The organism is Stenotrophomonas sp. STEN083, from assembly GCF_056759195.1.
Map to the genome: position 1 here is coordinate 17,258 of NZ_JBRRCU010000058.1, position 12,197 is coordinate 29,454.

A 12,197-nucleotide genomic window follows, 5' to 3' on the forward strand; every position below is an offset into this window, starting at 1 on the left:
ATGCGGCAATGATGCCATCAGCCGTGGCGGCGCAGTCGCCAGCCAGCCATGGCCGTGACGACCACGGTGAATGCGAGCAACCACAGCACATGCGGCCAGGCACTGCCCACCTCGAAGTCCAACGCGCCCTGCGCAAGCATGTTCAGATGATGACTGGGCCAGATCACGGCCAGGTCGCGCAGCAACGGCGGCAGCACCTTCAGCGGGAACCACAGCCCCGACAGCACCGCCATCGGCAGGTAGACCAGGTTGATCACCGCAGCGGCGCCGTTGCCTTTGGCCAGCGTGCCCAGCAGCAAGCCCAGCGCGCAGAACGGCAAGGTGCCGAAGCTTGCCACTGTGGTCAGCCGCAGCACCTGCGAGGCGTTGAGCTGCACACCGGCTACGGTAGTAGCCAGCAGTTGCAGGATCACCACGATGGCCAGCGCGGTCAGCATCGCCATCACCATCTTGCCTAGCAGATAGGCCAGCGGCGGCATCGGCATGGCGCGCTTCAGGGTGAGCAGGCCGTTGTCGCGCTCCAGTGCCAGCGCGATGCCAAAGCCGAACAGACCCGGCGCCATCACCCCGAAGGTGACGTAGCTGCCCAGCAGGAAGCGGGCGGCATGGGCCGGCTGCGTATGGCCAAGCAGCACCGCAAACAGCAGATAGAAGACAGCCGGGAACAGCAAGGTCGGCAGCACGAAGCCGGGATAGCGCAGGTAGCGCAGGCATTCGGCACGGGTCTCCTGCAGGTAGGCGCCCAACACTCGGCGGGGCGACATCACAGGCAGCATCGGTTCGAATCGGGTGTTCATCAGGCAGCCTCGCGTTGTGTCTGCGCGGCATCGGCTGCGGTCAGATCGGTGAAGGCTTCGCCCAGGCCCGCCGGCTGCACCTCCAACCCGGATAGCGCAGGGTCTGCCTGCAGCAGTTGCCGCACTACGCTTTCGACGCGGTCGCTGCGAAGCTGCAGGTAGTCACCGTCCCGGTTGATCTGCACCACTCCCGGCCAGGACGCCAGCACCGCCACATCCAAGGTGCTGACGCAGCGGATGCTGCGATGGACGACCCGTGCGCGCAGTGCATCGACGCTGCCGTCGCTGACGATGCGGCCACGCAACAACACGCAGACACGATCAGCCAGGCGCTCGGCCTCCTCCAGGTAATGGGTGGTGAGCACCACCGCGGTCCCTTCGGCGACCAATGCCCGCACCGTCGTCCACAACTGCTGCCGCGCCGGCAGGTCCAGACCAACGGTGGGTTCGTCCAGGAACAACAGGCGTGGGCGCCCACATACGGCAAGGGCGAACTGTACCCGCCGCTGCTGGCCACCGGACAACTTGCCATAGCGGCGCTTCAGCAGGTCCTCTATACCGGCCAATGCAGCGGTTTCGGCCAGACTTCGAGGGGCTGGGTAATAGCTGGCCGACAGTTGGATAAGCTCGGCCACATTCAAGGTTTCCGGCAGCGCGGCGCTCTGCAGCATCACGCCGATACCACGTCGCGCAGCCAGCTGCTGCGGCTCATGGCCGAACAGCTGCACCTGCCCGGCATCAGCACGCAGCAGGCCGAGCAGCAGACTGATGGCGGTGGTCTTGCCAGCGCCATTGGGCCCGAGCAGCGCCAGCACCTGCCCGGCGCGCAGTTCCAGATCAACGCCATCCAATGCCCGCACTTCGCCATAGCGCTTGTGCACGCCTTGCAGGCTTGCCAGTACCTCACCGTGTGCTGTCATTGCCGCCTCCTTCCTCAGGGAATGTCGCTAACTTAGGTCGCCGATGTCCGTGCCCCCAGTGCACTCGATCAGGCAAAGCACATGACAGCCGTCACCTGCGCAGCGGGTACGGCGGCATCTATGATTCGCTCACTCCGCCCCGTCACTGCCGGCCGCGGCGAATTGCGCTAAGTTGCGGTCACATTCCCCCTCCCACGCCGTCCTGCTACCCATGAATGCATCTGCTGAACTGCTGAAGGAACTCCGCATCGACCGCTCCGCCCCGCCACCGCGTGGCCCTGCACCGTCGCGGCGCTGGTTGTGGATCGTGATCGGGCTGGTACTGGCCCTACTGCTGGTACTGGGCATTGGTGCCCTGCTCGGCGGCAAAAAACCCGTGACCGTGCAGACCGCACCAGTGGTGGCGATGAACCAGGCCGGTGCCGGCAACAGCTCGGTGCTGGACGCCAGCGGTTACGTGGTGGCCCGGCGCATGGCGACGGTATCGGCCAAGATCACCGGCAAGGTGCGCGAGGTCATGATCGAGGAAGGCATGCGTGTCGAAGAGGGCCAGATAATGGCCACGCTGGACCCGATCGATGCCAACGCCCAGCGCAGCCTCAACGCCGCCCAGCTCGATGCGGCCCGCAGCCAGAGCGAAGGCCTGCAGGCGCAGCTGCGCCAGGCCGAAGCTGAAGCCGGCCGTCTGCAGTCGCTGGTAGGCCAGCAGCTGGTCTCGCGTTCGCAGTACGACCAGGCCGTGGCCGCCCGTGACAGCCTGCGCGCGCAGCTGGCCACCTCACGCCACAACACCAAGGTCGCGCTGGACGCGCTGGCCATCGCCGACCTGGGCGTGGACAACAACGTGGTGCGCGCACCGTTCTCCGGCGTGGTCACAGCCAAGGCCGCGCAGCCGGGCGAGATCGTCTCGCCACTGTCGGCCGGCGGCGGCTTCACCCGTACCGGTATCGGCACCATCGTCGATATGGAATCGCTGGAAGTGGAAGTGGAAGTCGGCGAAGCCTTCATCGGCCGCGTACAGCCGAAGATGCCGGTGGAAATCGTGCTGAATGCCTACCCGGACTGGAAGATTCCGGGCCATGTGATCGCCATCATTCCCACCGCCGATCGTGGCAAGGCCACGGTGAAGGTACGCGTGGCCCTGGAAGCCAAGGACCCGCGCATAGTGCCGGAGATGGGTGTCCGCGTGAGCTTCCTTGAAAAGGCCGCTGCTGCTGGCACTGAAGCACCGAAGGGTGTGCGCGTACCTGCTGCCGCGATTGTCGAGCGCGACGGTAAGCCGGTCGCCTTCGTGGTGCAGGCCGATGACAAGGTGAAACAGCAGGTGCTGGAAGTCGGCCAGGTGTTGGCCAAGGACAAACAGGTGCTGTCGGGATTGAGTGCCGGACAGACAGTGGTGCTCAGCCCTGCAGCGGAACTGAAGGATGGCGACAAGGTGGCATTGGAAGACGCAGAGAAGTAAGCGCGGGCTTGTGATATTTGCTGCGCTGGCGAGAAACACCTGATGAACTGCACTGGCGGTGTTGGTTTTGCTGTTGCATTTGCTGTTGCTGTTGCCGTTGCTCTAGCCATTGCTTCAGCTGTTGCTTTAGCCCTTCTCCCGCCTGCGGGAGAAGGGTTGGGATGAGGGCAGCTTTAGCTCTTGCCTTATCGGGGCCCCTTCCGCAGCGACGGAGCTGACGGATAAGACCCCACCGGGGCGACGTGCATGGATGTACGTCGTTTTTCGACGAGACAGGGATGTCTCGTCGAAAAATCCCGGCAGCGGAGTGGACCCGCGATGCGGAGCATCGTGGGCGCGGAGGCAGGGTGTGTTTCTTTTGGTTACTTGTTCTTTGCACAAGCAAAGAAAAGTGACTCGCTCCCCGCAGGGGAGTGAAAGCCGTTGCTGTTGCCTTGGCGACCACGGCATCACATGAAGCAAAGGCACTGCAGAAGCCAACGGCAGGAGCAAAAGCTGCCTTCACCCCTACCCCTCTCCCGCTGGCGGGAGAGGGGAAAGCAAAAGCCACAACAAAAGCCACAACACAGCAACGGCCACAGCCAGAGCCAGAGCCAGAGCCAAAACTACGGCCAAAGCCAAAGCCCCCACCCAACCCGTCCCCTTGCCTTCAGCAAAGAGGGGACCAGAAGCAAAGCCAACCATTCCAACATCACGAATCACACACTACACATCACCGCGTCACTGCTGAGGATCATCCATGAGCACCCTCGTCTCCCTGCGCAACATCACCAAGACCTACCAGCGTGGCCCGGAAAAAGTGCAGGTACTGCACGGCATCAACCTGGATATCGCCCGTGGCGACTTCGTCGCGTTGATGGGCCCCTCGGGTTCGGGCAAAACCACCCTGCTCAACCTGATCGGCGGCCTGGATACCCCCAGCGGCGGCGAGATCAACATCGAAGACCAGCGCATCGATCAGCTCAGCGCCGGCCAGCTTTCCACCTGGCGCAGCCACCACGTTGGCTTCGTATTCCAGTTCTACAACCTGATGCCCATGCTCAGCGCGCAGAAGAACGTCGAACTGCCGCTGCTGCTGACCAACCTCAACGCCGCCGACCGCAAGCGCCGCGCGCAGATCGCACTGACGCTGGTTGGCCTGGCCGATCGTCGCGACCACCGCCCCAACGAACTTTCCGGCGGCCAACAACAGCGCGTTGCCATCGCCCGCGCCATCGTCTCCGACCCCACTTTCCTGATCTGCGACGAGCCCACCGGCGACCTTGACCGCCAGAGCGCGGAGGAAGTGCTGGGCCTGCTGCAGCTGCTCAACCGCGAACACGGCAAGACCATCATCATGGTCACCCATGATCCCAAGGCCGCCGAGTACGCAACCCACACCGTGCATCTGGACAAGGGCGAGCTGGTCGACGCCCCGGTGCACTGAGGAGCACGGCCATGAAGTACTTCTCATTGATCTGGGCGCAGCTGTTCCGCAGCCGCACGCGTACTTTGTTTACCCTACTTTCCATCATCACGGCCTTCCTGTTGTTCGGCATGCTCGACTCGGTGCGCGTGGCCTTCGCCAGCGGTGGCAGCACCGTAGCCGGAGCCAACCGTCTGGTGGTGGCCTCGCGTCTGTCCATCACCCAGTCACTGCCTATCCGGCTGGAATCGCAGATCCGCCAGATCGAGGGCGTTGACGACGTCACCTATGCCATGTGGTTCGGTGGCATCTACCAGGACCAGAAGAATTTCTTCCCGAACTTCTCGGTCGCGCCTAACTACTTCGACCTGATGACCGAGTTCGACATCTCCAAGGAGCAGGTGGACGCCTTCCGCAACACGCGTACCGGTGCCATCGTCGGTGAATCGCTGGCCAAGCAGTTCGGTTGGAAGATAGGCGACACCATTCCGCTGCAGGCCACCATCTTCCCGCGTGGCGGCAGCAATGATTGGCCGTTGCAGCTGGTCGGCACCTTCAAATCCAAGAACACCGCCACCGCTGCCAACGAAGAGCGCCAGTTGATGATGAACTGGAAGTACTTCGATGAATCCAACGACTACATCAAGAACCAGGTCAGCTGGTACACCGTTCGCCTCGACAACCCCGATCACGCCTCACGCGTGGCGCAGGCCATCGATGCGATCTCGGCCAATTCCGATCACGAAACCAAGAGCCAGACCGAGTCTGCCTTCCAGCAGGCCTTCATCAAGCAGTTCGCCGACATCGGCATGATCGTCACCTCGATCATGGGTGCGGTGTTCTTTACCTTGCTACTGCTCACCGGCAACACCATGGCCCAGGCCGTGCGTGAACGCGTACCCGAACTTGCCACGCTGAAAACACTGGGCTTCAAGGACGGCACCATGCTGATGCTGGTGATGGTGGAATCCATCGTGCTGGTCGGCCTGGGAGGTGCGTTCGGCTTGGGACTGGCCGCGCTGGCGCTGCCGGTGATGGCACCACAGACCATGGGCCTGCTGCCGCCGCACGTGCCGGCACAGACCTGGATCGTGGGCCTGGTGCTGATCGTGGTGATCGGTTTGGTGGTGGGCGTGTTGCCGGCACTGCGGGCCAAGCGCCTGAAGATCGTCGACGCACTGGCCGGGCGCTGAGGACAACGACATGAAGAACTTTCTTTCGAATGCGCTGGTTATCCTGCTGCTGATAGTAGGTCTGGGTGTGTGGATCGCACTGCCATGGATAGGTGTGGCGGTGCTCGCCGTGGCGATCGCGTTGTGGTTGATGCTCACCCGCACCGGACGCTTGGCATTGGCCGCAACCCGGATTGGTCTTGCCAGTCTGCCGCAACGCTGGGGGTCCTCATCGGTGATCGTGATTGGTATTGCCGGGGTGGTCGGCGTGCTGGTAGCGATGCTGGCGATGGGCCAGGGCTTCCAGGCCACGCTGGAAAGCACCGGTGATGACAGCACCGCAATCGTCCTGCGCGGCGGCTCGCAGGCCGAGACCAACTCGGTGATCACGCGCGATCAGGTGCCCTTGCTGGAAACCCTGCCAGGCGTGAAGCGTGGCGAAGATGGCCGGCCTTTGGTGTCTGCTGAGGTCTCACAGGTAGTCAACCTCACCTCGCGCGGCGACGGCACCGATGTCAACGCCCAGTTCCGCGGTGTTGGCGAGCAGGCGTGGGCGGTGCACGACAAGGTAAAGCTGGTCGAGGGCCGCAAGTTTGGTGCCGGCCTGCGCGAGATCGTCGCAGGTCGCGGTGCGCAGAAACAGTTCCAGGGCCTGGAAGTCGGCAAGGAATTGATGCTGGGCAATCAAGCGTGGACGGTGGTGGGCATCTTCGAGTCCGGCGATGCGCATGATTCGGAGCTGTGGACCGATGCGCAGACGCTCGCAACCACCTACAACCGCAGCGCCTGGCAATCGATCAACGTGCGCACCGAGGGCAAACAGGGCTTTGAGGCATTCAAGGCTGCAGTAGCCAACGATCCACGCCTGAAACTGGATGTAGAGACCACTGCCGAGTACTACAACAAGCAGGGCGGCGGTTTGAACAAGCTGCTCAAGATACTGGGCACGGTGATCGGTGCAATCATGGCTGTTGGTGCGGTGTTCGGCGCACTCAACACCATGTATGCCGCCGTCGCCACGCGTGCGCGCGAGATCGCGACGCTGCGCGCTATCGGCTTCCGCGGCGTGCCAGTGGTTACCGCGGTGATGCTGGAAACCATGCTGTTGGCCCTGCTCGGTGGTTTGCTCGGCGGTGCCATCGCCTGGTTGGCATTCAACAACTTCACCGTTTCAACCTTGGGCAACAACTTCAGCCAGGTGGTGTTCCAGTTCAAGGTATCGCCGCCCCTGCTATGGAGCGGCTTGAAATGGGCCTTGGGCATCGGCTTGGTTGGCGGCCTGTTCCCGGCACTGCGCGCGGCACGCCTGCCGATCACAACCGCGCTGCGCGAAACCTGATTCAACACCGCGTAAACCGCGGAATCAGCCACCCACCTGCCGACGTGCAGGTGGGTTGGCGGAAAGTCTACCTTCACGCATCTATCCGTTTAGGTCATCATGCGCCCCCGCCCAAGTCCCGGCGGCCAGCGGAGCTGTGATGGCAGATGCTGTGTCCCTCCCCCAACGGTGATGCATCTGTGACGGCGCCCCACAAGGGCGCTTTTTTTGTAGTTGGTATAAAGGAAAACCGAAAGCGATGTATTTGAAGTCGACCAAACTGTGCTCCGCGATCACCCTCGCGTTGCTCGGCAGCTCCAGCCTCACCGCGTTCGCACAGGATGCGAGCGAGACCACCACCACCCTGGACCGCATCGAGATCACCGGTTCACGCATCCGCCAAGCCAGCGTTGAGACCGCCCAGCCGGTCATCGCCTTGAGCCGTGCGGAAATCGAGAAGAAGGGCTACGTCAACGTCGCCGACATCCTGCAGGACGTCACCGCTGCCGGCGCACCGTCGCTGAGCCGCGCTTCGGCGCTGTCGTCCGGCCGTGACTACGGCGGCATGTATGTCAGCCTGCGCAACCTCGGCCCCGAGCGCACCCTGGTGCTGATCGACGGCCGCCGCATGGGCGTCAGCGCCGGCGGTTTCTCCGACGTCGGTTCGATTCCCTCGGCCATCGTCGAACGCGTTGAAGTGCTGACCGACGGTGCTTCTGCACTGTACGGCTCGGACGCCATCGCCGGCGTCGTCAACGTCATCACCCGCAAGAACTTCGACGGCGGCAACGCCAGCGCCTATGTCGGCCAGTACGGCGAAGGCGACGGCCAGAAGCGCTCCTACAGCGCCAATTTCGGCAAGACCTTCGACCGCGGCTGGTTCAGCATTGGCGCCGAAAAGACCAAGGAAGATCCGGTCCTGGGTGGCGCCCGCGAATTCACCGCCTATCCCAACGGCCCCTACCATCCGACCGATGGCCTGAACGGCAATACCCAGTGGGGTTCGGTCACCGTCGACGGCAAGCCGCTCACCGTCGGCCCGGGCGGCGATCCGTCCGATGTCGCCAACTTCCACAAGCCGGACCCGGCGACCTACGCCAACACCAAGACCAACATGACGCTGCTCTCCTCGCTGGAGCGCAAGTCGGCCTTTGCCAATGGTGGTTTCCAGATCACCGACGATCTGCGCGTGGTCGCCGACGTTCTTTACAGTGAACGCGAGTCGGTCAAGCAACTCGCCGGTTACCCCTACTCGGTGTCGGCTGCACAGGCAGCCAGCGGCGCACGTGCCGCACTCTCTGCCGATAGCGCATTCAACCACTGGGGCAAGGACGTGTTGTTCTCGCGTCGCACCGAGGAATACCCGCGTGTGACCAACAACGCGCTGACCACCAAGCGCGCCAGCCTTGGCCTGGAAGGCAGCTTCGAGACTGGTTCGCGGTTCTGGGACTGGAACGTGAGCTACATGTTCAACCGCAATGAAGGCGAGCGCCAGAGCCTGCAGAGCATGTACCAGCCGAACGTCAACCTGGCCGTGGGCCCGTCCTTCATCGATGCCAGCGGCGTTGCCCGCTGCGGCAGCCTCGGCAACGTGATCGAAGGCTGCGTGCCGTGGAATCCGCTGGCGCCGGCTGGCAGCAACACCCCCGGCTCGCTCAGCGACAAGGCGGTGCGCGACTACATCTTCACCCGCTTCACCGATGAAATGCGAAGCACCACAAAGGTGGTCAGCGCCAACATCTCCGGCTCGCTGGCGAGCCTGCCGGCCGGCGACATCATGGCGGCGATGGGCGTTGAGCATCGCAGCGAAGAAGCCAGCTACACCCCGGACCTGATGGTGCAGAACGGCCAGATCGCCGGCACCAGCGGCGCGCCGACGCGTGGCGACTACAAGCTGGACGAGGTCTACCTGGAAGTGCAGGTACCGCTGCTGGCCGACCTGCCGTTCGCGCGTGAACTGTCGCTGGACCTGGCTGGTCGCTATTCCGACTACAACAACTTCGGTGGCACCACCAACGGCAAGTTCGGCCTGAAGTGGAAGCCGATCGACACCTTGCTGGTCCGCGCCACCTACGGCACCGGCTTCCGTGCGCCGACCGTGGACGACCTGTACGGCGGCACCGTCACCACCCGTGACCGCGTCACCGATCCCTGCGATCGTTCGTTCGGAGCAGCCGCACGCAATGCTGAAGTAGCTGCACGCTGCAGCGCGGCCGGCCTGGGCGCCGACTTCCGCCAGAAGACCGGCGACGGCGAACTGGCCACCACCTCCGGCGTTCAGGCCGTCACCGACTTCACCTCCGGCTCCAACGCCGCACTGAAGCCGGAAACCGCCAAGACCTGGACCGTCGGCCTGGTTTACAGCCCGGACTTCGTCAGCGGCCTGGACCTGAGCCTGGACTGGTGGAAGATCCGCATCGACGACGTGATCGTCGGCGAGTCGGCCACTGACATCCTCAACCAGTGCTACGTGCAGAACATCAGCTCGGCCTGCGGCCGGTTCACCCGCTACAGCTCCGGCGCCAACAAGGGCCAGGTGAGTGGCATGAACCGTTCGTTGAACAACGCCGGTTATCAGGAAACCGCTGGTTACGACCTCGGCGTGCGCTACCGTCTGCCGGAAATGACCTACGGCCAGCTGTCGCTACGCTGGAACACCACGTATGTGGATTACCTGTCGCGCAAGAGCGACAACGTCGAAACCACCCCGGTCGAACAGTTCACTGGCTGGGAAGGCAACTTCCGCGTGCGCTCCAACCTGACGCTGGATTGGCAGAACGGCAACTTCGGCGCGAGCTGGACTACCCGTTACTACTCCAGCATGAAGGAGAAGTGCTCCTACGATCTGGACGGTGGCCCGGAGTGCAACATGCCGGACTTCCAGTCGGCTTACACCGACATGCAGCCGAGCCGCAAGCTGGGCTCCAACACCTTCCACGACCTGCAGGTGCGTTATGCCATGCCGTGGAATGGCACCGTGTCGCTGGGCGTCAACAACGTGTTCAAGCATGAAGGCCCGATCATGTACAGCCAGCCGAACAGCAGCTTCACCTACTACGGTGGCTTCGACATCGGTCGTTTCATGTACATGAAGTACCAGCAGCGCTTCTGAGCCAGGCAACAACAGCGTTGGATGGCGATGACATAGTCGACCACCCAGGACGCTCCGCTTGAAGCCCCTCTCCCGCATGCGGGAGAGGGGTTGGGGTGAGGGCAGCTTTTCGCTTCTTTGAGGTAGCGGGAGGGCCTTCGGCCGCAGGGGGCGTTGCTCCGATCACACACAAAAAGCTGCGATTGCAAACCCATATGTAGCGGACGCATCATCTGCTTCGCGGCCAACGCCTCTCCCACAAACAAGGGCGCTGGTCTGTCGTACCGCCCGCTGTTGGCCGGCCACCTGATCGGTAGCGGAACTCACCGCAACCCAAACACAACACAACGGTCATCTGCCTGTCATCGCCACGCGGTAGATGCGGCACATGGTTGTGGCTACCGTGGCAGCCTCCCCAAACCGGTTCCCGCCATGCTTCGTTCGCTGGCGCTGGCTGGCGTCTGCGTGATGCTGGCCGGCTTTGCACTCTCCTCTCCTGTCCCCCCGCTGTCACTCAGTGAGCGTTTGGCAGCGCCTGGCGGCACGTCGCCGCTGGTTCCCAGCGAACGCATCGACGCCCTCCTCACCCGCCTGCCGCATCGGCAAGGCAGCGTTGCCGGCAGTGACGGCATCGCCCTGCATTGGGTGGCGTTCGAGCCGGGCGACTACCAGCTGGATTACCGCTACTTGGGCAAGGGCGAACGCTTTCCGGAGTTCTCGCTGGAGGCATCGGCGCCAGCCATCGGAAACCACACTGATCCGCGCGGCACGGTGATCCTGCTGCATGGCTGGATGATGGATGGCGGTTCCCTGATGCCATGGTCGCTGGAATTGGCACAGCAGGGTTACCGCACCATCGCGCTGGATCTGCGCAATCACGGTCGTTCCGGACATGCGCTTTCCGGCTACGGTACGCGCGAGGGCGAGGATGTGGTCGCCGCATTGAAAGCACTAAAGAGCGAAGGCCGCATCAGCGGTCCGGTGCATCTTCTAGGTGTCTCCTATGGCGCGGCTACCGCGATCTTCGCGGCCCGCGAACTGGGCCCGCAGCTACGCAGCGTGGTGGCGATGGAATCATTCGACAACGCCGGCAAAGCCATTCGCACGATGGTGCCGCATATGCTGGCCAAGCCACCGGAGCGTTGGAGCGACTATGTCGCACTGCCACTGGCACGTTGGCAATACGGCGGCCGTGGATTGGATGAGGCCATCGCCACCACCGATCGCAAGCTCGGCATCAATCTGGACAAGGTGGATGTCGGTCAGGCCTTGGCACAAGTTCCAGCCTGCGTGCTGTTGATACACGGCCGCGACGACGAGCACATCCCGGTTGCTCAGGGGCGCGCATTGGCTGCGGCGGCGCCGCGTGCGCGGTATCTGGAAGTCCCTGCGGAAGATCATCTGAGCTTACCGATGCGCCTGGATCGTCTATCCGGCGCAGTGAATACATGGTTCGAGCAAGCCGATGACAATGGCCACTGTGCATCGACGGTAACCGCGAGTCTTTGAGATTCCGACCGTTTTCGTGACGGTGCACCAAGAGAACCCCGCGAAGCCGTAGTGCCGAACCATGTTCGGCAGAGGCATTCCACATAGCATCTGCACTGCTCATCGCTTGGGCTTGGGCTTGGGCTTGGGCTTGGGCTTGGGCTTCGGCTTCGGCTTTGGCTTTGGCTTTGGCTTCGGCCGTGGCCCTTGCTCTGGCTGTCGCTTAAGCCCTTCTCCCGCCTGCGGGAGAAGGGTTGGGATGAGGGCAGCTTCTGGCTTCTGTCGTTTGGCTTTTTTGGCTTGATTCAAGCCTTTCCGCGCCGTTGTCTCTACGAGCTTCGCGGCTTACGCGGCTCCTACAAATGCGCGTGCACCACTGCCGCGCACAAAGAAAAACCCCGCTGCTTCTGGCAGCGGGGTTTTGGGTTTAAATCCTGACGATGACCTACTCTCGCACAGCTTAGGCTGCACTACCATCGGCGCGGCTACGTTTCACTTCCGAGTTCGGGATGGGATCGGGTGGTTCCATAGCGCTAATTTCATC

The 12,197-nt window shown here is 63.0% G+C and carries 8 protein-coding genes and 1 rRNA gene; 6 read left to right on the forward strand and 3 right to left on the reverse strand.

Annotated features, from left to right (window positions below; genetic code table 11):
• Positions 1–17: 17 nt before the first annotated feature.
• Both ACVOK8_RS15215 and ACVOK8_RS15220 read right to left on the reverse strand, forming a co-directional pair.
• Positions 18–797, reverse strand: coding sequence for an ABC transporter permease (locus ACVOK8_RS15215; RefSeq protein ID WP_481567565.1), 780 nt, complete (start codon positions 795–797; stop codon positions 18–20).
• Positions 797–1,717, reverse strand: a complete 921-nt coding sequence (locus ACVOK8_RS15220) for an ABC transporter ATP-binding protein (protein WP_481567566.1) — start codon at positions 1,715–1,717, stop codon at positions 797–799. Before ACVOK8_RS15220 ends, ACVOK8_RS15215 begins: the two co-directional genes overlap by 1 nt.
• Positions 1,718–1,928: 211 nt before the next feature.
• Between ACVOK8_RS15220 and ACVOK8_RS15225 the strand changes: the two genes are divergently transcribed.
• The 6 genes from ACVOK8_RS15225 to ACVOK8_RS15250 all read left to right on the forward strand — a co-directional run bounded on the left by ACVOK8_RS15225 (position 1,929) and on the right by ACVOK8_RS15250 (position 11,674).
• Complete coding sequence (locus tag ACVOK8_RS15225) at positions 1,929–3,179, forward strand: efflux RND transporter periplasmic adaptor subunit (protein WP_481567567.1); 1,251 nt, start codon at positions 1,929–1,931, stop codon at positions 3,177–3,179.
• 739 nt (positions 3,180–3,918) lie between these two features.
• Complete coding sequence (locus tag ACVOK8_RS15230) at positions 3,919–4,605, forward strand: ABC transporter ATP-binding protein (protein WP_481567568.1); 687 nt, start codon at positions 3,919–3,921, stop codon at positions 4,603–4,605.
• An 11-nt stretch (positions 4,606–4,616) separates the two neighbouring features.
• Positions 4,617–5,777 carry an ABC transporter permease gene (locus ACVOK8_RS15235; RefSeq protein WP_481567569.1) on the forward strand — a complete coding sequence of 387 codons (1,161 nt, stop codon included), beginning with the start codon at positions 4,617–4,619 and terminating at the stop codon, positions 5,775–5,777.
• Between the two features lie 10 nt (positions 5,778–5,787).
• Entirely contained in the window at positions 5,788–7,095 is a 1,308-nt protein-coding gene (locus tag ACVOK8_RS15240; RefSeq protein ID WP_481567570.1) for an ABC transporter permease, read from the forward strand.
• A 238-nt stretch (positions 7,096–7,333) separates the two neighbouring features.
• Complete coding sequence (locus ACVOK8_RS15245) at positions 7,334–10,186, forward strand: TonB-dependent receptor plug domain-containing protein (protein ID WP_481567571.1); 2,853 nt, start codon at positions 7,334–7,336, stop codon at positions 10,184–10,186.
• A gap of 411 nt (positions 10,187–10,597) precedes the next feature.
• Complete coding sequence (locus ACVOK8_RS15250) at positions 10,598–11,674, forward strand: alpha/beta fold hydrolase (protein ID WP_481567572.1); 1,077 nt, start codon at positions 10,598–10,600, stop codon at positions 11,672–11,674.
• Between the two features lie 411 nt (positions 11,675–12,085).
• On the opposite strand, the gene rrf is transcribed toward ACVOK8_RS15250, so the two are convergent.
• Positions 12,086–12,197: ribosomal RNA gene (rrf, locus tag ACVOK8_RS15255) — 5S ribosomal RNA — on the reverse strand; the annotation flags it as partial.